The organism is Streptomyces sp. NRRL S-1022, assembly GCF_000720135.1.
Lineage (GTDB): Bacteria > Actinomycetota > Actinomycetes > Streptomycetales > Streptomycetaceae > Streptomyces.
On record NZ_JOIU01000005.1, the window covers coordinates 346,954 to 370,073 of the forward strand.

Below are 23,120 nucleotides of genomic sequence, written 5' to 3' on the forward strand. Positions count from 1 at the left end.
CCGCAGAACAGACGTGGCCGGGATCTTTCCGACCGCGCCCTGGCGAGGTTGTCGGCGCCGTCCCGGCCGAGCAGAACGGCGCATGGACCGCGTTCACCGCTGCGTGGCAACCACTTCAGTCGTTCGTGCATTTTCCGGAGGTGCCGACGCCGCCGCCGACTTCTGCCTGGCTGAAGATGCCCGTCGACGTGTCCCGTTCCGTGCTGCTGTCATCGCACGGTCGGAAGTCGAAGAACTCCGGCAGCGTGCAGAACCCGCGATCAGCCATGGCTCGCGCGACTATCGACACGTACTCGTCGGCAGCCAACCACCCAGCGCCCGCACCGGCGGTGGGGACATCAATGCTCATGGCAGCGTCACCTTCGGACAGCGGCAGACTAGACGCCGACTCCGACTTCGCCAGAGATGTCCGGACCGGCTTTGCCGTCCTACACCATCGACGGCGCAGTCTGCGGAAGGCACGAGGCGAGTGCAGAATCTGGTTGCAGTGGGCGGCCTGGCGTCGGTGTCCGGCGCTGTTCCCGCAGGAGTCGCCGCCGCCCATGGCCGGCTCGGGCCTTGGCAGGAGTGACGCTCGGCGCCGGTGGGTGCCATCCGGCGGATTCCCTGTCAAGTGCAGCATGTTGACATGAACGGCCCACCCCTCGGCTCAATCGATGACCGGGCTGCAGCGTTAGACGGAGCTCGGTCCCTCGCCGGACGAGTCGGCCCGGGATTGCGTCCACTGGAGACGTTGCGGTTCCGCTACTTGGTGTTACCGTATAGCGGTACTCGGTATCACGCAGTACCGGCAAGGCTGAGGAGCACCCGCGATGGACGACCTGACGGAGATGTTGAAGGGCACGCTCGAAGGGTGCGTGCTCGAGATCATTGGCAGCGAGGAAACGTACGGGTACGCCATCACTCGCCAGCTGAACGAGCTCGGCTTCGCCGACGTCATCGAGGGGACGGTGTACACGATCTTGCTGCGGCTGGAGAGGAACGGGCTCGTCCAAGTGACGAAACGTCCATCCGGGGTCGGTCCGCCGCGCAAGTTCTACGCGCTCAACGATGCCGGACGCGAGGAACTCGCGAAGTTCTGGGCGAAATGGCAGTACCTCTCATCGCGCATCAACAGGCTCAAGGAGGGCGGGAGATGAACTTCTGGGAGAAGGTCACAGGCAGCGATCTCACCAGGGATTGGAAGGCGTTCGAAGTCCGGGTCGAGGCCCTGCCGGACGGCTACCGGGCAGCGTGGGACCAGATCGTCGCGCACCTCTTCCCCTACGGGGACTTCACCGGCCGCACCCTGACACCGATCCTCGACTCCGCCCTGGGGCTGCTCGAAGTGTCGGCAGCGGACGGGCAGAGCGTCCACGAGGTGCTCGGCGACGACATCCAGGGCTTTTGCACAGCGCTGGCCGGCGGAGCAGGGGCCCGGACCTATCGCGACCGGTGGCGCGAGCAGTTGAACAGGAACGTCGCAAGGAAATTGAGCCGGCTGGGAGGCTGACGTGAGCATCCAAGACATCATCGAAGGCAAGAAACAGTGGCGGGCGCACATGGCCCGGGTCAAGGCACTCCCGCCGGACTACCAGATCGTCTACAAGGAGATGCAGAAGTACCTGTTCAAGGTCGGACCGGTCAGCCTGTCCGACGGGCCCCTCCTCCCGGGGATCGTCGACTTCTTCGAGGAGGGAGTCGCCGCGAGCAAGGGAGTTTTGGAACTCATCGGCACCGACGTCGCCGCGTTCTGCGACGACCTGATCAAGGACTCTCCCACCTACGCGGATGCCTACCAGGAATCCATTAGCGGGGAACCCGGCGTGGCCAGCGAGTGACAGCCGCCGGACCGGTTGGCGACGCTGCGGGGTTCCACCACACCGGGTTCATGGCGTCGTGTGTGTCGGTCCCGAAGGCTGGGGCTGGGCGGGTGAGGGAAGACCACGGTCGCTGTCCCTGGCGGGCTTGCCCCGAAGGTCAGGAGAGCCCCGATGCCCGGAGCACCGCCTGCACCGTCTCCTCGTCGATGCGGTCGCCCAGCCGGTGCAGGACTTCCGAGCCCTGGCGCAGGGTTCCCCGTTCCAGGGAGCGGCGGACGCCGGTGTCGAGTTCGTGCCAGATCAGTGGATTCGCGGTCAGGACCCGGGGGTCGAGTTCCAGGCGGTGGCCGTACACGTCCCTCAGGACCAGGTGGGAGGAGACGCCGTCGTACTGCCGTACGGCTGCCAGCGCGTCCGTGCGGACGATGTGCCGACGCCAGGGGGTGCGTACTGCGAGCCAGCCGGAGCCCGCACTTACCCGCTGCGGAAGCAGGACAGCGCACACTGCGGCCGACAGTGTGACCCACAGCAGGGCACGCAGAGGCGTCAGGCTTCCTGAGTCCCAGTCGATCAGGAGGCTCAGGGCGCAGAAGAGCAGGGCGCAGCCCGCCGCGAGCCGGGCGCTGCCGCGCCAGTGGCGGTCGCCCGCCGCCCCAGGCGGTCCGCTCCGTCCCATGCCCTCGACGCTAGGCGGGCGCACCGGTTCCGGCGACCGTTCCTTACGGGGCCCTAGTGCCGCATCAAGCAACGTTTGCCCTGCCTGTACGGTCAGGGCATGGATGCCAGCGGTCGGCCAACTCTTGATGAGATCGAGGATCGCTTCGTTGAGCTTGTCGCGGGTCGGCTGCCCCGGGACGAGGCCGACCGCTGGGCGGCGAGGTGGGTAATGGAGGACGGGATCGTCTGGAACGACCTCTCCTGGTGGGCGCTGAATCGCCTCTACGGAATCGATCTCCCCGCGGGCGGAAGCGGCGGCTACCTGCACGACGACGAACAGGTACGGGCATGGCTCGCTGAGCTGAGGAAACGCCGAGCGATGTGAAGCGGCCGCAGCGCCGTCCCCAAGTCCCGGTCGCTGCCAGGATGTGCGCATGGCCGAACGGGTGCGGGTACGGGAGATCGATGACGACGAGGGCCGAAGACTGCTGCGGATCATCCGCAGGGGCACGGGGTCGGTGGTGACCTGGCGGCGGGCCCAGATGGTGCTGTTATCCGCGCAGGGCATGCCCGTGGCGAAGATCGCCGAGGTGACGTTCACCAGCGCGGACCGGGTCAGGGACGTGATCCACAACTTCAACACCGACGGCTTCGACTCGCTCTACCCCAAGTACAGGGGCGGCCGACCCAGAACTTTCACCCTGCCCGAGCGCCGGGAAATCAAGAAGATCGCCAAGTCTAAGCCGGCCGAGCACGGCCTGCCGTTCTCGACCTGGAGCCTGGCCAAACTGGCCGACTTCCTGGTCGCCGAGGGGGTGGTCGACGACATCAGCCACGAGGGCCTTCGGGTCCTGCTCCGCGAGGAGGGCGTCTCCTTTCAACGCATAAAGACCTGGAAGACCTCCCGCGACCCCGACTACGCGGCCAAGAAGGCCCGAGTCGAGCATCTGTACGCGATCGCCGACGGCGAGGTCATATCCGAGGACGGCGAGCCCGAAGTCGTCTTATGCCTCGACGAGTTCGGCCCCCTCAACCTCCAGCCCCACCCCGGACGGCACTGGGCCGAGCGCGGCGGACGACACAAGGACCCCGACCGGGAGCCCAGGCCCCGCCGGCGGGCGACCTACACCCGCCCGCACGGGGTCAGGCACCTGTTCGCCGCCTACGACCTCAGCAAGGACAAGCTCTACGGCCACATCAAGCCGAAGAAGAACCGGACCAGGTTCCTGGAGTTCTGCCGCTACCTGCGCAGCCTCTACCCGCCCCAGATCCGGATCGCGATCGTGCTCGACAACTTCTCCCCGCACCTGACCACGAAGAAGGACACCCGGGTCGGCGACTGGGCCACGGCCAACAACGTCGAGTTCGCCTACACCCCGACCAACAGCTCCTGGCTGAACCGCATCGAAGCCCACTTCACCGCCCTTCGCTACTTCGCACTGGACGGCACCGACCACGCCAGCCACAAAGAGCAGGGAAGCATGATCCGCCGCTACATCATCTGGCGGAACAAGCACGCCGCCGACGAACGCCTTCGCGAGGTCGTGAACAGGGCGAACGTTGCCTGAATCAGATGACGGGCCGGCGATAGACCTGCCGTGAACCGCCTTCCGGGCCCGGATCGGCGGCCTCGGCTGGGCTGAAACCGAGGCACTCGTAGAAGACGCGTGCACCGCTGGCGACTGCGCCCGGGTGGTCGGCCCCGAACGTGATCACCTCAATGCTGCCCGGACCGCGTACGAACCTACGTGTCGCGTCAGCCATCAACGCACGACCGACGCCCTTCCCACGTTCCTTCTCCGAGACGACGAGCCAGTGGACGTGATAGATCGGGGCCTTGCTGCCAAACAGCAGGCCGCCGAGGACATCCGATCCCGAGACGGCGACGAGCGCCGTGGACCGGCGAATGTGCTTGTCCACGGCGCGTTGGAAACCAGGGTTCCCAACCATCGGGCCGAACCAGTGCTCGACCTGAGCTGCCAAGCCAAGAAGGCCAGGGAAGTCCTGCTCTCGCGCAAGTCTGACGATCACCCGAGCAGTCTGGCAGACGTGGCAAACGTTGCCTGATGCGGCACTAGCCTTCACCGCCCTGGCAGCTGCCCTCATCTGCTACCGCAGAATCCCCAAATGAAATGACCTGTTAGTCCAGCTGCCGGTCTATCAGCCGGTGTCCGCCTGCGTCGGTGATGATGAGGTTCCATGCCACGCCGTCACCGTCGTCACCGTCCCACCAGGCCGCGAACGCGTCGGCTAGGCGTCGTGCGGCGCCGGTCGCGTCGGCGGTGGAGTATGTAGTGGACAGCTCGACGTCGTACTCGCCTCTGCCGAGGTGTACGAGGGTGACCCGCTCAACATGGCGAGCGGTGTCGGTGGCGCCATTGCCCGTGGCCCAGTCGCGGAAGCGGCCACGCAGGTCGGGGGCGTTCTCGCGACGGGTAACGGGGGTGCTCGGCGGACGGGGAGCGCTGTTACCGGCGCCCTGTTTGCAACCCAGTACCCATGCTCCGCGATCCCGGGCCACCACGGCCGACGGCTTTGCCGTCAGCGAGCGCCGTACGCATCCACCGTTCACCTCGCGTACGGCCCCTCCTTTGCCACCTTCGTCGTAGAGGCGCTTGCCCGCTGTATATCCGGCCTCGAAGGCTGCCACGTAATCGGGAGCGGATGAAGACGCGGATTCGGTCGTGGTCGGGGCGGACAAGGAGGGCGCCGACGGGTGTGCGGAAGCGGAAGGGGATGTCGAATCGGACGGGCCGGAGCACGCGGCCAGCATCAGGCACAGTCCTGCGGCCAGAGTGAGCATCACGGTCGCCCGTAAGGGCCGGCCGAGCCGGGTGCGAGCGCAGTGCGGTGTCATCGCCATGCTCAGTCAGATGGTGATCTCGGCGGTTTGGTTGCCCGTTGCTACGCAAAGTGATCTCTCGCACACGTACGCGATGTTCACGCGTTCGAAAGATACGCTCCTGGCTTGTGTAGATCGCACGCAAACGTGGACTGCTGACCACAGTCCCATCAACAACCGTTCATAGGGGGAAAGTTGAGGCTGAGACACAGCCTGATCACCGTTGCCCTGACGACCACCGCGTTACTGACATCCATGCCCGTGACGTCCACCCTCGCGTGGGCCGCTCCGACGCCCTCCCATCCACCAGCCGAGTCTTCGTCTGCTCCTACTCCGACGGTTACGGAGTCGGACTCCGCCACCCCTCCCGCTCCAACGTCCCCGCCATCCTCTCCATTGTCCCCACCGACCTCCGGCGACGCTGACACGACCGTCTCGCCCACGCTCACACCGACGGCCAGCCCCTCGGCAAGCAGCGGCGCCGACGATGACGACACCGCCCTGGAGCAGTACTGGACCCCCGAGCGCATGGCCGACGCCATACCCGTCGAGGAGGACCAGGAGCGCACGACACGGACGTCCAGCAGCACGCGCAAGAGCGTGCAGACCTCGCCATCGCACTACTTCGAAGGCATCAAGGAAGTCGGCACGTTCTACTGGGACGAGCGCCGCGACGGCCAGCTCTACCACCGCTACTGCGCAGGCACCGTCGTGCCGTCCCCCGGCCACAACCTGGTGCTGTCCGCCGCGCACTGCTTCGACGACCAGGATCAGCAGAAAAGACTGGTCTTCGTCCCGAAACACAGCCACGACCACCCTGCACCGTACGGGCTGTTCCCGATCAAGGTAGGGCAGATCTACGCCGACCCCCGCTACCTGCGCAAGGACGGCGACCATGACTACACGGACTTGGACTTCGCCTTCCTGAAGATCGAGCCTCGATCAGACGGCAAGAAGGTCCAGGATGTCGTCGGAGCCATCCCCATCGGCTACAGCACCGGGTTCGACCACCCGAAGACGCGGGTGATCGGCTATCCCTGGCTGGACAACGGCGACCCGCACTACAAGCCGAAGCAGGATCCGCTGGACTGCACCTCCCCGATGAAGAAGTTCACCACGGGGGACGCGGGCGGCTGGAAGGGCGGCACGTTCTCACAGATTGACTGCGACGGCTACGTCTCAGGTACGTCCGGCGGTCCCTTCATCATTGGTGGCGACGAGCCCAAGGTCGTCGGGGTCACAGGCGGCTGGCAAACCGGCGGGCACACGGACGATACGTCGTACTCCTCGTACTTCGACAGCGACCTCAAGCGGATCTACGACGCCGCGGCTGCGGGGAAGAAGCCGGCCCCAATCGTCCTACCAGCCGCCTCTACCTGGAAGCACGCCAAGGACATCGCCTCCGGCTACTTCGCCTTGGACGGGCCGGTATCTGACGACCGCATGGACATGTTCGTCCTCTGGTCGGACGGCGAGCTGACGATCTACCGCGGCGCGGACAAGGGCCTGAACTACTTTGACAAAGAGATCAGAGTCCAAAAGCGCAACAAGTTCTGGGCAGAACACGCCAAGCAAGTCGTGGCTGGCGACTTCACCGGCGACAATGGCTCCGACCTCATCGTGCTCTGGTCTGACGGCGAGGTCACGCTGTATCCGTCTGTGGACGAGCAGGGCTTCCACGGCGAGAAGCAGATCGTTGCACCGAACCCGACGTGGAAGCACGCCTCGGCGATGACCGCCGGCCGGTACGGCGGAAACAAGTGGCAGGACGACCTCGTCGTGCGATGGTCCGACGGTGAGCTGACGGTCTATCAGAACACGGGGGCCAGCCTCGGCAAGGAAATCAAGGTCGTCGGCAAGAACGAGCACTGGACCCACGCCGTCGAAATCGGCTCTGGCGACTACACGCAGGGCGACACCTGGGACCTCGTGGTGCGCTGGTCCGACGGCGAGCTCACGCTGTACGACGACTTCACCGGCACCGGGGACACCTGGGGCGAGCACAAGTGGAAGGCCCCCAACGATCTGTGGGAGCACGCGATGCTCGTCACGGGCGGGGACTTCAGTGATAACCCATGGCCAGACGACACGCTCGTCCGCTGGTCCGACGGTGAACTGAGCCTCTATACCGAAGGCAACAAGTCCGGCATCGGAACGGAACACCAGCTAGTCGCGCCGTAGCCAGCACACCACGATCCGAACCCGGTGCTGCCGGGCGGGTCACGACCTTGCTGTAACGGCGACAACACCGCCACCTTGAACCTCATCGTCACCGCACTTCCACCTGTATACTCCGACACAGAGGGGCACCAATTGCATGCTGTCGAAAACTCGCCTCCTGCTCATCCCGACCTTCGCCGCCGGTTTCCTTGCCGCCTCGCCTATGTGGGCAACAACAGCCGCCGCCGTGAGTGAAGACTGCACGTCCTGGAGCAGCAACTCCGGGCAGACCGGAAACGTGAAATGCGACAGCGACAGCGCAGTACGCCACCACAGAGCCGTTGTCACGTGCATGAACAGCGGCGGAGCGAAGTGGAAGATCACCGGCCCGTGGCGTTCCCGCAACCACGTGTCATCCGCAACCTGTAGCACAACCGGCACTGCCGGTGTGTATGCGATCAGTGTGGAACGCAACTACCACGGCTGACCGGTACCCCAGAGAGAAGCTCTTACCCCCGCGGCCCCACTGTGGCGGTCGCGGGGAGTGGTCGTCGGTGGCCCCGTGAAAGGAAGGGGACTGAAGGTCTGCTGCGCGTCGGCGAGATCACCCCGGCAGATGTGGCAAGGCTCGGGGTGAACCGTGAGCACGGCCCGCGGCGTTTCGGCCGCTGCTGCCGGGCCGGCCATTCGGCGCGAGCGAGAGCCCCCCAAACGTTGTCACGCTGAAGCTGCAAGTGGATGCCGACTCGAGGGCAACAAGCCCGGAATCGGAAAGGAAAGCGCCCTCGTCAAGTCCTAGGGGGCGACGCTGAACCACGGTGTCTCTCGCGCACCCCGAGCGGGTGTGCCGGGGTATCCGTCCCCATATGGCATTCCCTCCGGGACAGGCTCTCACGGTGCGATCACATCGTCCGTAGGGCTGATGGACTGAGCCCGGAAGGACGCACCGGGACGCGGTGGGCGGGAGATCAGTGATCGCCCGGCTCGGTGGCATCTCTTCGCGCTGCGGACAAGCTCGCTTCGTCGGGCGGACAGGTATCCATCGGGACGGTCCAGGACAATGCTTTGCGCTTTTTAGGTATCACCGTATCCATCGGGTTTGCATAGGTGCAGCGCACGCTCCCAGAGTTGATGTCTGAGTAAACCGCTTTGGCATTGTCGTCGCCGTCCATTGCATCAGGAGGTGTAATGCATCCTGCTTGGTTGTCTCGGGCTGCTCTGTTCGCCGTGCTGCTCCTTACCGTCGGGACCGCCTGCACGAGTTCCGACAGTCGCCCCGACGAAGCCCCCAGACCTGGTGCGGCTTCGGCAGGGGACGCCCTGTTTCCCGCGTTAGGCAACCGCGGCTATGACGTTGGGCATTACGCATTGACGCTCGACTACGCCCCCGAGACCAACGAGCTGACTGGCACCGCAGTGATCACAGCCCGAGCCAAACAGCACCTGAGCCGCTTCACTCTCGACCTTGCGGGCCTGAAAGTGTACAACGCGAGCATCAACGGAGCCGACGCCGAGGTAAGCAGCAAGAAGAACAAACTCACCCTCACGCCCGCTCATCCACTCAAGACCGGCGCGGCCTTCACGACCACCATCCATTACTCCGGCATCCCGAACATGATCACTGATGCGGACGGAGGCATGGAGGGATGGATCGAAACGGATGACGGCGCGACGGCGCTCGGAGAACCGACCGGCTCGATGGCCTGGTTTCCGGGCAACCATCATCCGTCCGACAAAGCTCGGTACGACATCACCGTCACCGTCCCGAAGGGCTACACCGCAGTCAGCAACGGTGAGCTGGCCAGCATGCGGGACAAGGGACGGCGCAGGACGTGGCGTTGGCATACGGGTGAGCCAATGGCCAGCTACGTCACAACCGTCGTGGTGGGCAGCTTCGACATATCCACCACGACTACCAAGCAGGGGCTGCCGGTGTACATCGCCGTCGACCCGGACGAGGTCGAGGACTCCCCCGACATGGCCCAGTTGGTCCCCGAGGTCATCGACTGGGCCAGCAGTCGGTTCGGCCGTTACCCCTTTGCCAGCACCGGGGCGATCGTCGACCATCTCCCCGATATTGAGTATGCGTTGGAGACCCAGACCAAGCCGTACTTCGAGAAGGCCCCAGACGAAACGCTGGTCGTGCACGAACTTGCCCATCAATGGTTCGGGAACTCCGTCACCCCGCGCTCCTGGCGGGACATGTGGCTCAACGAAGGGTTCGCCACCTACGCCGAGTGGCTCTGGCAGGAAGACCAAGGCGACACGACCGCCGATGAGATCTTCGACGCCTTCTACAACGGCACCCATCCCGAAAGCGAGGGCATCTGGGACTTCCCGCCAGCGCACCCTCCAAGCGCCAAGCATGTGTCCGACTCTCCCGTCTACGGACGTGGAGCCATGACCCTTCACCGTCTCCGCGAAACCGTCGGCGACAACGTCTTCTTCATCATCTTGAAGACGTGGACCAAGGAACACCGACACGGCAACGCCCACACCGCCCAGTTCATCAAGCTGTGCGAGAGGAAATCCGGCATGGATCTGACTGAACTGTTCGACACCTGGCTCAACAGCAAGGGAAAGCCAACTCTCTCCTAGCTGCTTTCAACGAGTAGAAGCTTGAACGGGCCTATTTGCTGCTCCAATTCCTCGGGTCCGCTAGTTCCCATGCTCAATTCCGCAACGCGCCCCCTCAAAGTTTTCGAGAAATCCCCTTGCTTGTGAGACTCAAGAATGATTGGATCGACTCGGTAATCCAGCCGTCAGGACCGATGGGTTACGGGAGTGCATTCCATGTAATCCGAGGATGAAAGCGAGGAAATATGCGTTCTCTCAGGATGACCATTGTTGCCAGTTTCACCGGAGTGGCATTAGCATCCGGAATGCTCGCAGCAACATCGGCGGAGGCGATGTCCGTCAAGATCACCACGGCGGCGGCAGCCAGCGGAGACTGTACATCGTGGACGAGCGACTCCGACCAGACCGGAAACGTCAAATGTGGCGCCGAGCCCGGCTCTGCCACCAGGACGCACCGCGCAGTCGTCACCTGCCTGAGCCGATACGGCGGCGGCGTCAAGTGGGAGATCAAGGGGCCCTGGAAACCTCACGGGCGGACCTCGTCTGCAACCTGCTCCCACAACCGTGCGGCTATGGTGGTCTCCATCAGCCATGAATTCTCGCACCACGGCTGAGGCGTCTTGGCAAGACGACGAACGTGGGCCGAGTTAAGGAATGGAAGCACCTAACTTGATCTTTAACGTCCGGCGTCGAATGGTGCCTCGAACTTGATCACGCGGTTCGGTAACCGCCATACACCGAAGCGGCCTTCGTCTGAACATGTTCTCCGACCAAGGAACAAACACGTTCAGCACGAAGGTCGTGAGGATGAATCTGCTGCATCGGCGACACCCGGCAAGAGCCGTTGGTGAAACTCTCATACTTCCGGCGCGAGTTCTACTCCACCCCTCCAGGTGGTTGACGACGTCGGGGCCGGCGAGGGACCGGCATGCCCTAGATCATTTACGGGACAACGCTTAGACGTCATTTCAGTTGGCGAGATCTTGCGGCAGTCTGGAGTGATGACTGCTGCGCTTGCGCTCGCCCGTGAGGGGTTCGAAGCCTTCTACGGGGAGGACAAGCATTGCTACCTGCGGCACATCGGAACGAACACTGTCTCGGTGTTGGCCAAGAACCCGCATCGTCCTCTGAGCGTCGCCGAGATGCAGCGACGTGCGGCACTTGCAGTTTTCCTGGACAAGTGTAGTGAGGATGCACTCATTGAAGAAGTGCTGCTGCCACTGTTCCGGCAGCTGGGCTTTCACCGAATCACTGCGGCCGGGCACCGGGACAAGGCGCTGGAGTACGGCAAGGACATCTGGATGCGGTACACCTTGCCGACCCAGCACTTCCTGTACTTCGGCATCCAGGTGAAGCGCGGGAAGCTGGACGCTACCGGAAAGTCCAGGGTGGGCAATGCCAACATCGCTGAGATCCACAATCAGGCTCTGATGATGCTGGCGCACGAGATCTTCGACCCCGAGACCAACCGGCGCGTCCTCGTCGACCATGCGTTCATCGTGGCTGGCGGGGAGATCACCAAGGCTGCACGCAACTGGCTGGGCAACGCGTTGGACGCGGCGAAGCGGAGCCAGATCATGTTCATGGATCGCGACGACATCCTGAACCAGTTCGTGGTGACCAACCTGCCGCTTCCCGTAGGGATACTGCCAGGTGAGATGCCATCCGGTGGTACCGCGGAAGCGCCATTCTGATGCGCTGATGCAGCTTCAGTCGCCCTGTTTCCGGGGCCTGGACGGGTCATCGTGTGGAGTGCGTCGTGATGCCTGTATCTGTTCGTGGATTCGAGGGCGGAGACCGGAGGAGTGCAGTTGTAGGCGTACTTGGGGAGTTGGCTTTCAACGCTTCCGTCGACGTCCGCCCTTGCTGGCGGGTGCTCGGCCAGGAGCCAGCCCGGCCGCTGTGGCCGTGTCCGTCCGCGGACCGGGCCGGTCTGCCGAGACGACCAGGGCGGCGAGGAGTGTGGTGACCGGCACGGAGGCGACCAGACCGATCGAGCCCACGAGCGTGCGCACGATCTCCTCGGCCACCAGCTCGCTGTTGGCGACCGTGGCCACGCCGCTCTGGGCGATGGAGAAGAGGAGCAGCAGGGGCAGTGCGGCGCCGGCGTAGGCGAGGACGAGGGTGTTGACCACGGAGGCGATGTGGTCGCGGCCGATGCGGATGCCCGCCCGGTACAGCCCGCGCCAGCCCATCGTGGGGTTGGCTTCGTGCAGTTCCCAGACGGCCGAGGTCTGGGTCACGGTGACGTCGTCGAGCACGCCGAGGGAGCCGATGATGACGCCGGCGAGCAGGAGACCGCTCATGTCGAGCTTCGGATAGAGGCCGTGGATCAGGCCGGTGCTGTCGTCGGTGTTGCCGGTGAGGGCGGCCCAGCCGATGAACGCTGAGCCCAGGATGCCGATCAGCGCCAGCGAGAGCAGGGTGCCGAGCACGGCCACCGAGGTGCGGGCCGACAGGCCGTGGCACATGTACAGGGCGATCAGCATGATGGCGCTCGATCCGACCACCGCCACGAGCAGCGGGTTCGAGCCCTGGAGGACCGCAGGGAGGACGAAGAAGTTCAGCACCAGGAAGCTGATGGCCAGGGCGACCAGCGCCATCACGCCGCGCAGTCGGCCCACTACCACGACGGCGAGCGCGAAGATGCCGGCGAGCAGGCCCATGGGGAAGCGGCGGTTGACGTCGGTGACCGAGTACTGCAGGTCCTTGGGCGCGGAGGGTTCGTAGGCAGTGACGACCTTCTCGCCCTGGTGCAGCTGTCGTGCCTGGTCGGGCTGCACGATCTCGGTGAAGGTGCGTCCCTTGTCCTTGCCGGTGCCGATCCGGATCGTGGCCTTGTGGCAGGTGTCGTTCGCCTCCTGCTGCGCCGAGTTGCCCTCGGCGGTGGAGGTGTCGCCGGTGGGGGTCTCGCCGGAGGCGTTCACCGACTTGCAGCTCACCTCGAGGACCTTGGTGACCGTGGCCTGCTGGGTCTGCTGGTCGAAGCCGACACCGGTGCGTTTGTGCGGCGGGGCTCCGCCCGGCCACAGCACGACGAGCCCCACCACGACGGCGGCGGTGAAGGGGATCAGGATTGCCGCGATGACTTTGCGCAGGTGCCGGGAGACGGGGGCGGCGGGCCCGTGGCTGTGGCTGTGGCTGTGTCCGTGGGTGTGCGCCTGTCCGTTACCGTCGGCGTTCCCTCCGGGGCCGTGACCGGGGCCGTGACCGGGGCCGTGTCCGGCGCCGGTCGCTGGTGCGTGTCCGTGGCCCGTCTCTTGAAAGGGGAGGCGGCCCCCGCCGGCATCGGGTCCGTAGCCGGGGTGAGGTATCGACTCGGGAGGATTCCCGTACCTGTAGTCGTGGCCGTACTCGCTCGCACGACCACCTTTGGGTCGGGGCGGGTCGCCGACCCGGTTCCAGTCTCCGGCACTCTGCCGGTCAGCGGTTCCCATGCCGTCTCCCTCGCGGTTGTCCGTGCCCCCTTCGGAGCCGGTCCTGCTCGGCGGCTCTGAGGAAGAGTACGGGAACGGCTGTGCCCTGGTCTCAGTCCGAGCAGCGCCAGAAGATCGAGCGGTCTGCTCCCTGTGCCCGGATCATGAGCCTCTTCACCGGCCGCACTTTCACTCTCGTGGCCGAGAGCCCTTGCGGTGCGTTCCCAACGCAGGTGGCCAGAGGCGGCGCGGCGGTGCGCGGCCGGCTGAGTCGTTGGGTTCGTCGAGAGTGCCGCAGACGCCGGGCAACGGTGAAAGGAGCGCTTGCGGTTGCTGTGCGGTCCCGAAGGGGAGTTCAGGGCTGCTCAGCAGGACGAGCCCCGCCACGGAAGGTGCCATCGAGACCCACCCGGGCCAGCTCTGGGCCCAACCCCTGGCCGGCACGCGTCGGCCCCCATAAGGGGGCCAACCGCATTCTATGGAGAAGCAAAGAATTCGACCCGGTACTGCCCGGTAGGACCCGTTCCGGTCTACGTTCCCCCGGCACCCTGTCATGTCACGCTCACCCGGCGTGGCAGGACGCGGTGAGTGTCATGCTCCTGACTGCGCGGTTCCACCGCCGCTACGCGCAATCACGGGCCTGCCCATCCAGTGCGATACCCCACGTCAACCGGAGGCAGCAACCCATGCGTGAGTCACACCCGAGCGGGCGGAGACGCAGTCTGCGAAGACTCGTCGCCGTCACCTTCCCCGCCCTCGCCCTGACCGTCGCCGGATTCACCGCCGCACCCACGGCCGGCGCCCAGCCTGCCGCGCCCCACCCTCAGACCTCCAAGGTCACGCAGAACAACAAGGCACTGACCGCCCCCGAGCGGCAGACCTACCACTCGACCGGCAAGGCCGGCCAGAAGGTGCCGACCCAGCACCTGTGCGCCACCGCCAAGCCCGGTCAGGCGTCCTGTTTCGCCCAGCGCCGCACGGACATCAAGCAGCGCCTCGCCTCGGCACTCGCCGCCGCCGCGCCCTCGGGCCTCTCCCCGGCCAACCTGCACAGCGCGTACAACCTGCCCACCGCGGCCGGTTCGGGCATGACGGTCGGCATCGTGGACGCCTACAACGACCCGAACGCCGAGTCGGACCTGGCCACCTACCGTTCCACCTACGGCCTGTCGTCCTGCACCAAGGCCAACGGCTGCTTCAAGCAGGTCAGCCAGACCGGCTCCACCACCTCGCTGCCGACCAACGACAGCGGCTGGGCCGGCGAAGAGATGCTTGACATCGACATGGTCAGCGCGGTCTGCCCGAACTGCAGCATCATCCTGGTCGAGGCCAACTCCGCGACCGACGCCGACCTCGGCACAGCCGAGAACGAGGCCGTCGCACTCGGCGCCAAGTTCGTCTCCAACAGCTGGGGCGGCGGCGAGTCCTCTTCCCAGACCAGCGACGACACTTCATACTTCAAGCACCCGGGTGTCGCGATCACCGTCTCCTCGGGTGACTCCGCCTACGGCGCCGAGTACCCGGCGACCTCGCAGTATGTGACGGCCGTGGGCGGTACCGCGCTCACCACCGCCTCCAACTCCCGTGGCTGGAGCGAGTCGGTGTGGCACACCAACTCCACGGAAGGTACCGGCTCCGGCTGCTCGGCGTACGACCCGAAGCCGAGCTGGCAGACCGACTCCGGCTGCTCCAAGCGCATGGAGGCCGACGTCTCCGCGGTCGCGGACCCGGCCACCGGTGTGGCGGTCTACGACACCTACGGCGGCTCCGGCTGGGCGGTCTACGGCGGCACCAGCGCCTCCTCGCCGATCATCGCGAGCGTCTACGCCCTCGCGGGTGCTCCGGGTGCGAGCGACTACCCGGCGAAGTACCCGTACTCCCGCACGGGCAACCTGTACGACGTGACCAGCGGCAACAACGGCAGCTGCTCTCCGTCGTACTTCTGCACCGCCGGCACCGGCTACGACGGCCCGACCGGCTGGGGCACCCCGAACGGCACCGCCGCCTTCACCGCCGGTGGCGGCGGTGGCGGCAACACGGTGTCCGTCACCAACCCGGGCAGCCAGTCCACCACCACCGGCGGCTCGGTCAGCCTGCAGATCAAGGCCACCGACAGCGGCGGTGCGGCCCTGACCTACAGCGCCACCGGCCTGCCGACCGGCCTGTCCGTCAACAGCTCCACCGGCCTGATCTCCGGTACGGCGTCCACCGCGGGAACCTACCAGGTCACGGTCACCGCGAAGGACTCCACCGGCGCCTCCGGCTCGACGTCCTTCACCTGGACCGTCGGTGGCGGCGGTGGCGGCGGATGCACCTCGGCCCAGCTGCTGGCCAACCCGGGCTTCGAGTCGGGCAGCACCGGCTGGAGCGCGACCAGCGGTGTCATCACCAACGACTCCGGTGAGGCGGCCCACGGCGGCTCGTACTACGCCTGGCTGGACGGCTACGGCTCCAGCCACACCGACACGCTGTCCCAGTCCGTGACGATCCCGGCCGGCTGCAAGGCGACCCTGACCTTCTACCTGCACATCGACACCTCGGAGACCACGAGCAGCACCGCGTACGACAAGATGACGGTGACCGCCGGTTCCACCACCCTGGCGACGTACTCGAACCTCAACCACAACTCCGGGTACGCGCAGAAGACCTTCGACCTGTCCTCGCTGGCGGGCCAGACGGTCACCCTGAAGTTCAACGGTGTGGAGGACGCCTCCCTCCAGACCAGCTTCGTCGTGGACGACACCGCCCTGACGACCAGCTGATCCGCACCCTGTGAGCCCAAGATCCCGCACGCGGAAGCCGTCCGCGTGCGGGGTGGGCTGTACCCACCTGGTCGTGGCAGAACGCCACGAGTCGGTGCCGTCACCCGCCCCCGTTCAAAGTGACGGAAGCGCGTTCGGAACCGGGCACAGATTCGGGCTGCGTCGCCGACGTGCCCGTTGTGAGCCCCTGGCGTGCCGGGTTACCAACTGCTGTTGGTCACGCCAGGGAGCTCGCCCGCGTGGGCCATCTGGCGTACGCGGATACGGGACAGGCCGAAGGCGGGCGGCCGTCCACGGAGTCACGATTGCGCAGGCGGGTGGCGCTTGGCGTCGCGGGGATGTCGGCGTAGTTCCCGCTGGGCGGCGGCGCGGTCCTCGTCGGAGCTTCCGGGGCTCGCCGAAGTGCCGTTCGCCTCCTGCTGACGGAGGAGGATGACGCCTGACCCGGTTTGGCGGTGGCGCACACGTGCGGTCGGTCAGCACCTCGGCGTTCTGGGTGGTCTTGGGGAGGCGCGACTGTGCTGCCGCGGGCTGGGCTCCGGCCGAAGGTGCCGCGTAAAGCCTGGCGACGGCGAGGGAGAGGGCCGGGAAGGCGACGGCGACGAGACTTCGCAGGCTGCGTCTCCGGCTGCTTGGGCGTGACTCACACATGGGGTACTGCCTCCATCGGCAAGTGGGGTTTCTCGCTCTGGGTGGGCAGGCCCGGGACGTGCACGGCGGCGGTGGGCGAGGGGATTCTTTAATCCTTTCATAGATCTTGGTGGAAGTCAGACAGTCCGTCGCACCCCTGGTACCGGCTTGTATGACGCTCCAGCATGCGCGCCGCTCAGTCGGCATTCTCGACGCGCAGCGCGCGCACGACCCGCACGACGTGGAGGTCGAGCCGCCACGTTGGACCGCAGTAGGCGCACTGACGCTCACCGGCCAACTCGGCTATGCGGTCACTGGGGGCTTAATGACCGTTGTAGGTGGATATGAATCCGCCTGGACGGCTGACGGGAGCCCCGGTCGGCGGTGCGGAGGGGGAAGAAGGTGCCTGTCGTGGGTGTGCCCTTGTATCTGCGACCACGACTGGAATCACCGCTCACTTCACTGCTGGACGAAGTACCGTTCCTGCACTCGCTCGTCGACGCGCTCGGTTCTCCGCTCAACGTGCTGCTGCCGGAGCGGATCGTCGAGAACGCCGACCGCTTCCGTGCCGTCTACCGTGACCACCACCTGACCGGCCGGGTGTACTACGCGCACAAGGCGAACCGGTCCAGCGCGCTGGTGCGACGGCTGGCGGCGGCGGACCCGGCCGGAACAGGTGTCGATGTCGCCTCGCTGGGGGAGTTGCGGCACGCGCTGGGCTGTGGCTTCACACCGGACCGCATCATGGCCACCGGACCGAAGGACCCGGAGTTCCTCTGGCTGGCCGCCCGTGTCGGGGGGACGGTGAACATCGACTCATGCGGTGAGCTGGAGCAACTGGCCGACATGGTGACCAAGTACGACCTCCCACGCGTCGATGTTCTGCTGCGGCTCTCGGCGTTCGAGTCGCCAGATGACTCGACCGGCGTGGGTGTACGAGTGCTCTCGCGAAGCAGCCGCTTCGGTTCTCCGGTGGGGGAGGTCGGTGAGCTGCTGTCCGCAGTCGAACGGCGCCGTGACGCCGTGGAGTTGACCGGTGTCGCCTACCACCTGGACACGACAGCCCTGGCGGAGAAGGTCCGTGCTCTGGAGCGCTGTGTGATGGTGATGGACGAGTGCCGTGCCCGGGGCCTGGCTCCGCGCGTCATCGACATCGGCGGCGGCTTCGGGGTCGGCTACGTCGACGACGCCGGTCAGTGGGAGCGGTACACCACCGCGCTGACCGAGGCGGTGCTCGGCGCCCGCCCGCCGCTGACGTGGCGCGGGCACGGCTACGGGCTACGCAACGAGAGCGGTACGGTGCGCGGCGCCGCCGCCCTCTACCCGGCGTACCGCCCCACCGCCGGGCCCGGCTACCTGGCCGAGTTGCTCTCGATGCCCACTCCGTCCCTGGGCCGCCCGCCCGCCACCCTGCTCCTGGAGCACCTCTACGACCTGCACGTCGAACCGGGCCGGGCCCTCGTCGACCAGTGCGGGCTCTCGCTGGCACGGGTCCTGGACGTACGGCGCACGGGGCAGGGGGCCGGTGAGTTTCTGGTGCGTCTGGGCATGAACGCGGGTGATGTGAGCCTGGAGGAACACGGCGTCCTCGTCGACCCCATACTGCTCCCGCGCACCGGAGGGGGAGGGGAGAGCGAAGAAGACGGGCCGGTGGGAGTCCACCTCGTCGGCAATCTCTGCCTGGAAGCCGATCTCATCACGCGCCGCATGGTCTTCCTGCCCCGCCTGCCGCGCGCCGGCGACCTGCTGGCGTTCGCCAACACCGCGGGCTATGCCATGGACTTCCACGCCCACCACGCCCAACGACAGCCGGTGGCCCGCACCGTGGCCGTCGTAAGAGAAGGAGACTCCTGGCGCTGGTGCCTGGACGAGGAGTACTGGCCGATCACACACCCCGGGGGGCATGGGGCATGAGGTACGACAGCATCACCGAGGCCATCGGCAACACACCACTGGTCCGCATCGACCCGGCCGTCCACGGCCTGCGCCACATCGACCTGTACGCCAAGCTGGAGATGCTCAACCCCTTCGGCTCGGTCAAGGACCGGCCCGCCTGGAACATGGCGCGCCCGCTGCTGGAGGCCGCGGCCGAGGGTGGTGAGACGGTCGTGGAACTCTCCAGCGGCAACACGGCCAAAGCCCTCGCCCTGCTGGCCGGTATGCACGGGTTGCGGTTCAAGAGCGTCACCAACCGGATGCGGGTGCCGGAGATCAAGGAGCTGCTTCTGCTGCTCGGCGCCGAGATCGAGGAACTGCCCGGGCAGAGCGAGTGCCTCGACCCCACCGACACGGACGATCCACTCACCCGCTTCCACCAGGCACTCTCGGAACCGGGCAGTACGTACGTGCACACCGACCAGTATTTCAACCCGCGCAACACCGAGGCGCACGCGACGGGGACCGGACCGGAGATCGTCAAGGACCTGGACGGCCGCACGCCGGACTGGTTCATCGCATGTGTGGGTACGGCTGGTTCGTCAACCGGCGTCGCCAGGGTGCTGCGCGAACACGACCCGGACGTGCGCGTCCTCGGCCTGGTCGCCCACAAGTCGGACTTCATACCCGGCATCCGCACCATCGACGAGGTGCGCCAGGTCGGCCTGTTCGACCCGGCGACGTACGACACGATCGAGTCGGTCACCTCGGATGAGGCCATCGACGGAATGCTGACCCTCATACGCCGTTGCGGTCTGCTGTCGGGACCGACCGGAGGCGCCGCGTACGAGGGGGCGGTACGTCATCTACGAGCCATCGACGCGGAGTTGTCCGAGTCGGACCAGCGCCGGACGGCGGTCTTCATCGTCTGCGACCGTGCCGAGAGCTATCTGAGCTACGTACGGCAGCGGCGGCCCGAACTCCTGGGCAGTCAGCGCCGCGGACCTTCCGTCACCGCCCTGACCGAAGCCGACGTACGTGCCGAGGCCAAAGCCGTCGGCATCGACGACGCCCGGCGCTGGATCGCGGACGGTGAGCCGCGTCCGCTTGTCGTGGACCTGCGGGGCCCGCACGCTTACGCGGCGCTCCACATCGAGGGGTCGGTGAACATCGTCGACGAGCTCTTCGACGAACTCGTCCGCGGCGGACTGCCCTTCAGTAAGCGGCAGCCGGTGCTGTTGGCCTGCCCGGTCGGGGAGAAGTCCGCCCGGTACGCCGCGCTGCTGACCCGCATGGGCCATCCCGACGTGCGCAGTCTGGTCGGTGGCATCGTCGCCTGGCGGGACGCGGGCGCGCCGCTGGTGCGGGAGTGAGCACGGTGCACCCCGTCCACGGGGTGGACTCGGCCGAGGCGAGCGACTGGCAGCGGGAGGTTCGGGAGCAGTTCCCCATCATCACCGCGCACCCCGAGCTGGCCTACCTCGACAGCGCGGCCACCTCCCAGAAGCCCCGGGCCGTGCTGGATGTCGTACACACCTACCTCACGACGTCCAACGCCAATGCGGGGCGGGGCACATACCCGTGGGCCAACCGGACGACGGAACTGGTGGAACGCACCCGACGGCGGATCAAGGACTTCCTGGGCGATTCCGATCCCGAGCGATCAGCTGTCCACTTCACCAGCGGCACCACCGAGGGACTGCGCACCATCGCCCTGGACTGGCTCACCACCCATCTCACCGACGGCGACGAGATCCTCGTCCCGTTCGCCGACCACCGGGCGAACCTCGATCCCTGGTTGGAGGCCCAGCGGGTGCTGGCCGACCGGGGGATCCGCGTCCACGTGCGGGCACTGCCGTATCAAGCCGCGTCGGGTGACTACGACCACCGGGCGTTCGACCGGGTCATTGGCCCGCGCACCCGTTTCGTCGCCGCCACGCACGTCCACCACGTGTACGGCGGCGACATGAACGTGCACCGTATCCGCGCCGCCGTGGGCCCGGACGTACCGATCTGTCTGGACGCCGCCCAGAGCGTCGGCCACCCGCCGGTCCGCGTCGACGAGTCCGCGCTCGACGTGGACTTCGTGGTCTTCTCCGGGCACAAGGCCCTGGCGCTGCCCGGATCGGGGGTGGTGTGGGCACGCAACGCACGTGGCCCGGCGTTCCGGCCCGGCGGCTGGCAGGGCACCCCCAACACGGTGGGCATCGCCTCGCTGGAGGCTGCGCTCGACTGGCTGGACACGGTCGGCACGGACCGGATCGCGCACTGGACGGCCGCCCTCACCACCCGTCTGACCGACGGGCTGCGACGCCTGACCCCGTACGAGATCCTGGGCTGCCAGTCCAGCCTGGCCGCGGACTCCTCGGTCCGCCCCGCACAACGGCGCCATGGCATCGTCACCTTCCGGCACCGCGACATCCCCTCCGACGACCTCGGCTTCATCCTGTTCAGCCACGGCTTCATGGTCCGGGCGGACAGCCTCTGCCAGGCCGGGGCGGACGAGAAGAAGGACGGTTCCGTACGGGTCAGCCTGCATGTGTACAACACCGTCGAGGAGATTGACCGCCTGGTGGCCGTACTCACCTCACTCGGGTGAATCCGGGATGAAAACCGTTTCCAACGCCTGTAGATTCGGCGGTGTCCGCGGCAGGTGTCAGTCGGAAGAGGTGGCGCGACCTTATGGGCGTGAGCATGGAGACGGCCAAGGAGTGGGTGGAGCGTTGGGAACTCCAGCAGCAGCGCTACGCCGTCGACCGTGAGGAACGGTTCATCGTGATCGCCGATGTGGTCGAACACGTCACGGCCGGCCGCACCCGGCCGCTGATCCTGGACCTGGGCTGCGGGCCTGGATCCCTGGCGGCCAGGCTCGCCGGGCGCATGCCGGACGCGGAGATCGTCGCCGTCGACATGGACCCGCTCCTCCTGGAGCTGGGCCGCACCCACCATGCGCGTGCCGCCCGCTACGTGGATGCCGTGATCGGCGAGGACGGCTGGATCGACGCTCTGGAACTGGACCGCCCGCTGGACGCGGTCGTCTCCACAACGGCTCTCCACTACCTCCCGGAACCAAGGCTCCTGGAAACCTACGGGTCCCTGGCGTCACTTCTGAGACCAGGCGGTGCCCTTGTCAACGGCGACCACTTCCCCCAGGAGACCCCGCGCTGTTCGGAACTCACCGCCCATGTGGGTCGCCGTTGGGCCGTGCGGGCCGGGAGCCACGTTCATGAGGACTGGCAGTCCTGGTGGCGCAGGGCGGCCGAGGACCCAGAGCTCGCCGACCTCTTCACCCAGCGCGAGCAGCGCCTGGCCACGCGCGGTGGTGGAAGCGCCGGCGAGCACCTGACCGCGGCCCGCCACGCCCAACTCCTGCGGCAAGCGGGCTATCACCAAGTCAGCTCGGTCTGGCAGTTCGGCGACAGTCGAGTCCTCGTCGCGGTCAAGGACTGATCCGCACGGCCCGCGCGTCCCCGAGCCGACACGGACGACGCCCGGGACGGGGTGTGGACGGCCGTCAGAGGACGAGGCTCATCAGGATGTCGTCGCGGTCGTCACCGGGGGCCACCCGCAGGGCCCCCGGCCATCGGCCGACCTCGACCCAGCCCAGCTTGCGATAGAAGTCCTCGAGCCCCAGGCCGGACCTCGCGCTGAGCCCCAGCCGTTCCAGGCCCATCTCGTCCCGGGCGACGCCGGCGACGCGGCGCATCAGCGCGGCACCGATTCCCAGGCCACGGAACCTGGTGTGCGTCTGCACGTGGTTGACCGTGCCGCAGTGCGCGACGAGCGGGTGCGGATCACGGCGAAGCAGCAGCCATCCCGCCAGCACGCCGTCCACGGTGGCCACGAGCAGCCTGCTTCGTTGCGGATCGAGTGCGTGGACGATCTCGTCGAGCACCGGCCCGACCTCCTGCGGACTCACCGGCGGCAAGGAGAATTCGTAAGGGATGACCGCCCCGCCGGCATTGCTCACCGTCACCCAGCAGTCGGCCAGCTCTCGCCTCAGGTCGGCGGTTAGCTCCTGGGGCCTGGTGATCTGGGTGAACTCGGGTGACGTCGCTGCCTTGTGCGCTGCCATGGCGATCAGCCTGCCAGACGGCCGCGCATCGGCGGGCTGGTCCGTCGGGTTCTCACCGCCGTCGACAGCGCCTTGTCACTTGCTGGAGTACGGCAGCAGGGCCATCTCGCGGGCATTCTTGATGGCTGCCGCGAGCTGGCGCTGCTGCTGGGCGGTGACGTGGGTGACCCGCCGACTGCGGATCTTGCCACGGTCGGAGATGAACCTGCGCAGCAGATCGGTGTCCTTGTAGTCGATGTAGGTGATGCCGGCCGCGTCGAGGGGGTTGGAGCGGTGCTTCACCGGCTTGCGGGTGTTGATGCGTCGGGTCATGCGGATTCCTCG

At 66.6% G+C, this 23,120-nt stretch carries 22 protein-coding genes and 1 pseudogene; 13 read left to right on the forward strand and 10 right to left on the reverse strand.

Annotated features, from left to right (window positions below; translation table 11 throughout):
- Positions 1-115: 115 nt before the first annotated feature.
- Positions 116-349 (reverse strand): hypothetical protein, encoded by a 234-nt coding sequence (locus IG05_RS47695; RefSeq protein ID WP_030340373.1) that lies wholly within the window; start codon positions 347-349, stop codon positions 116-118.
- 463 nt (positions 350-812) lie between these two features.
- On the opposite strand from IG05_RS47695, the gene IG05_RS0107705 reads away from it, so the two are divergent.
- Genes IG05_RS0107705 through IG05_RS0107715 form a run of 3 tightly spaced genes read left to right on the forward strand, consistent with a single transcriptional unit; the run spans position 813 to position 1,820 of the window.
- A complete protein-coding gene (locus IG05_RS0107705; protein ID WP_030340375.1) occupies positions 813-1,139 on the forward strand; it encodes a PadR family transcriptional regulator in 327 nt (108 codons plus the stop codon).
- Complete coding sequence (locus IG05_RS0107710; RefSeq protein ID WP_030340377.1) at positions 1,136-1,492, forward strand: DUF1048 domain-containing protein; 357 nt, start codon at positions 1,136-1,138, stop codon at positions 1,490-1,492. Before IG05_RS0107705 ends, IG05_RS0107710 begins: the two co-directional genes overlap by 4 nt.
- A 1-nt stretch (position 1,493) precedes the next feature.
- Positions 1,494-1,820 (forward strand): DUF1048 domain-containing protein, encoded by a 327-nt coding sequence (locus IG05_RS0107715; protein ID WP_030340379.1) that lies wholly within the window; start codon positions 1,494-1,496, stop codon positions 1,818-1,820.
- Positions 1,821-1,959: 139 nt separating this feature from the next.
- On the opposite strand, the gene IG05_RS0107720 is transcribed toward IG05_RS0107715, so the two are convergent.
- Entirely contained in the window at positions 1,960-2,478 is a 519-nt protein-coding gene (locus tag IG05_RS0107720; RefSeq protein WP_030340381.1) for a hypothetical protein, read from the reverse strand.
- A gap of 99 nt (positions 2,479-2,577) precedes the next feature.
- Here IG05_RS0107720 and IG05_RS0107725 point away from each other — a divergent pair, with 99 nt between their 5' ends.
- Entirely contained in the window at positions 2,578-2,844 is a 267-nt protein-coding gene (locus tag IG05_RS0107725) for a hypothetical protein (RefSeq protein WP_037813195.1), read from the forward strand.
- Between the two features lie 49 nt (positions 2,845-2,893).
- Positions 2,894-4,027 (forward strand): IS630 family transposase, encoded by a 1,134-nt coding sequence (locus tag IG05_RS0107730; RefSeq protein WP_030340385.1) that lies wholly within the window; start codon positions 2,894-2,896, stop codon positions 4,025-4,027.
- 1 nt (position 4,028) lies between these two features.
- On the opposite strand, the gene IG05_RS0107735 is transcribed toward IG05_RS0107730, so the two are convergent.
- Both IG05_RS0107735 and IG05_RS47700 read right to left on the reverse strand, forming a co-directional pair.
- On the reverse strand, positions 4,029-4,490 hold the full coding sequence (locus tag IG05_RS0107735) for a GNAT family N-acetyltransferase (RefSeq protein ID WP_030340387.1): 462 nt from the start codon (positions 4,488-4,490) through the stop codon (positions 4,029-4,031).
- Between the two features lie 109 nt (positions 4,491-4,599).
- Entirely contained in the window at positions 4,600-5,109 is a 510-nt protein-coding gene (locus IG05_RS47700; protein WP_158838806.1) for a hypothetical protein, read from the reverse strand.
- A 588-nt stretch (positions 5,110-5,697) separates the two neighbouring features.
- Between IG05_RS47700 and IG05_RS41975 the strand changes: the two genes are divergently transcribed.
- Complete coding sequence (locus tag IG05_RS41975) at positions 5,698-7,482, forward strand: trypsin-like peptidase domain-containing protein (protein ID WP_051789581.1); 1,785 nt, start codon at positions 5,698-5,700, stop codon at positions 7,480-7,482.
- 39 nt (positions 7,483-7,521) lie between these two features.
- On the opposite strand, the gene IG05_RS0107745 is transcribed toward IG05_RS41975, so the two are convergent.
- Complete coding sequence (locus IG05_RS0107745) at positions 7,522-7,845, reverse strand: hypothetical protein (protein WP_158838808.1); 324 nt, start codon at positions 7,843-7,845, stop codon at positions 7,522-7,524.
- 584 nt (positions 7,846-8,429) lie between these two features.
- A complete protein-coding gene (locus IG05_RS47705) occupies positions 8,430-8,633 on the reverse strand; it encodes a hypothetical protein (RefSeq protein ID WP_158838810.1) in 204 nt (67 codons plus the stop codon).
- Positions 8,634-8,649: 16 nt separating this feature from the next.
- Here IG05_RS47705 and IG05_RS0107750 point away from each other — a divergent pair, with 16 nt between their 5' ends.
- Positions 8,650-10,059, forward strand: coding sequence for a M1 family metallopeptidase (locus IG05_RS0107750; protein ID WP_051789583.1), 1,410 nt, complete (start codon positions 8,650-8,652; stop codon positions 10,057-10,059).
- A gap of 980 nt (positions 10,060-11,039) precedes the next feature.
- On the forward strand, positions 11,040-11,732 hold the full coding sequence (locus IG05_RS0107755; RefSeq protein WP_078893945.1) for a hypothetical protein: 693 nt from the start codon (positions 11,040-11,042) through the stop codon (positions 11,730-11,732).
- Positions 11,733-11,876: 144 nt separating this feature from the next.
- Here IG05_RS0107755 and IG05_RS0107760 read toward each other — a convergent pair whose 3' ends face one another.
- Positions 11,877-13,475, reverse strand: coding sequence for a YibE/F family protein (locus IG05_RS0107760; protein ID WP_078893946.1), 1,599 nt, complete (start codon positions 13,473-13,475; stop codon positions 11,877-11,879).
- Positions 13,476-14,140: 665 nt separating this feature from the next.
- Between IG05_RS0107760 and IG05_RS0107765 the strand changes: the two genes are divergently transcribed.
- A complete protein-coding gene (locus IG05_RS0107765) occupies positions 14,141-16,216 on the forward strand; it encodes a putative Ig domain-containing protein (RefSeq protein WP_030340398.1) in 2,076 nt (691 codons plus the stop codon).
- A 200-nt stretch (positions 16,217-16,416) separates the two neighbouring features.
- On the opposite strand, the pseudogene IG05_RS44735 reads toward IG05_RS0107765, so the two are convergent.
- Positions 16,417-16,587: pseudogene (locus IG05_RS44735) on the reverse strand (30S ribosomal protein S14); the annotation flags it as partial.
- Positions 16,588-17,248: 661 nt separating this feature from the next.
- Between IG05_RS44735 and IG05_RS0107770 the strand changes: the two are divergent.
- From IG05_RS0107770 to IG05_RS0107785, 4 genes are all read left to right on the forward strand, one after another.
- Positions 17,249-18,760, forward strand: coding sequence for a Y4yA family PLP-dependent enzyme (locus IG05_RS0107770; protein WP_420707569.1), 1,512 nt, complete (start codon positions 17,249-17,251; stop codon positions 18,758-18,760).
- Positions 18,757-20,094, forward strand: coding sequence for a pyridoxal-phosphate dependent enzyme (locus IG05_RS0107775; RefSeq protein ID WP_030340401.1), 1,338 nt, complete (start codon positions 18,757-18,759; stop codon positions 20,092-20,094). The genes IG05_RS0107770 and IG05_RS0107775 overlap by 4 nt, the downstream gene beginning before the upstream one ends.
- A complete protein-coding gene (locus IG05_RS0107780) occupies positions 20,091-21,320 on the forward strand; it encodes an aminotransferase class V-fold PLP-dependent enzyme (RefSeq protein WP_051789586.1) in 1,230 nt (409 codons plus the stop codon). The genes IG05_RS0107775 and IG05_RS0107780 overlap by 4 nt, the downstream gene beginning before the upstream one ends.
- 83 nt (positions 21,321-21,403) lie before the next feature.
- Complete coding sequence (locus IG05_RS0107785) at positions 21,404-22,171, forward strand: class I SAM-dependent methyltransferase (RefSeq protein WP_030340404.1); 768 nt, start codon at positions 21,404-21,406, stop codon at positions 22,169-22,171.
- Positions 22,172-22,235: 64 nt separating this feature from the next.
- Here IG05_RS0107785 and IG05_RS0107790 read toward each other — a convergent pair whose 3' ends face one another.
- Positions 22,236-22,796 carry a GNAT family N-acetyltransferase gene (locus IG05_RS0107790; protein ID WP_030340405.1) on the reverse strand — a complete coding sequence of 187 codons (561 nt, stop codon included), beginning with the start codon at positions 22,794-22,796 and terminating at the stop codon, positions 22,236-22,238.
- 75 nt (positions 22,797-22,871) lie between these two features.
- Positions 22,872-23,108, reverse strand: a complete 237-nt coding sequence (rpsR, locus tag IG05_RS0107795) for a 30S ribosomal protein S18 (protein ID WP_030340406.1) — start codon at positions 23,106-23,108, stop codon at positions 22,872-22,874.
- Positions 23,109-23,120: the final 12 nt, after the last annotated feature.

Coding starts and splice junctions, on each gene's coding strand:
- IG05_RS47695 (WP_030340373.1), bottom strand. CDS start 349: ATGAGCATTGATGTCCCCACCGCCGGTGCGGGCGCTGGGTGGTTGGCT.
- IG05_RS0107705 (WP_030340375.1), top strand. CDS start 813: ATGGACGACCTGACGGAGATGTTGAAGGGCACGCTCGAAGGGTGCGTG.
- IG05_RS0107710 (WP_030340377.1), top strand. CDS start 1,136: ATGAACTTCTGGGAGAAGGTCACAGGCAGCGATCTCACCAGGGATTGG.
- IG05_RS0107720 (WP_030340381.1), bottom strand. CDS start 2,478: ATGGGACGGAGCGGACCGCCTGGGGCGGCGGGCGACCGCCACTGGCGC.
- IG05_RS0107725 (WP_037813195.1), top strand. CDS start 2,578: ATGGATGCCAGCGGTCGGCCAACTCTTGATGAGATCGAGGATCGCTTC.
- IG05_RS0107730 (WP_030340385.1), top strand. CDS start 2,894: ATGGCCGAACGGGTGCGGGTACGGGAGATCGATGACGACGAGGGCCGA.
- IG05_RS47705 (WP_158838810.1), bottom strand. CDS start 8,633: ATGGACGGCGACGACAATGCCAAAGCGGTTTACTCAGACATCAACTCT.
- IG05_RS0107750 (WP_051789583.1), top strand. CDS start 8,650: ATGCATCCTGCTTGGTTGTCTCGGGCTGCTCTGTTCGCCGTGCTGCTC.
- IG05_RS0107755 (WP_078893945.1), top strand. CDS start 11,040: ATGACTGCTGCGCTTGCGCTCGCCCGTGAGGGGTTCGAAGCCTTCTAC.
- IG05_RS0107760 (WP_078893946.1), bottom strand. CDS start 13,475: ATGGGAACCGCTGACCGGCAGAGTGCCGGAGACTGGAACCGGGTCGGC.
- IG05_RS0107765 (WP_030340398.1), top strand. CDS start 14,141: ATGCGTGAGTCACACCCGAGCGGGCGGAGACGCAGTCTGCGAAGACTC.
- IG05_RS0107775 (WP_030340401.1), top strand. CDS start 18,757: ATGAGGTACGACAGCATCACCGAGGCCATCGGCAACACACCACTGGTC.
- IG05_RS0107785 (WP_030340404.1), top strand. CDS start 21,404: ATGGGCGTGAGCATGGAGACGGCCAAGGAGTGGGTGGAGCGTTGGGAA.
- IG05_RS0107790 (WP_030340405.1), bottom strand. CDS start 22,796: ATGGCAGCGCACAAGGCAGCGACGTCACCCGAGTTCACCCAGATCACC.
- rpsR (WP_030340406.1), bottom strand. CDS start 23,108: ATGACCCGACGCATCAACACCCGCAAGCCGGTGAAGCACCGCTCCAAC.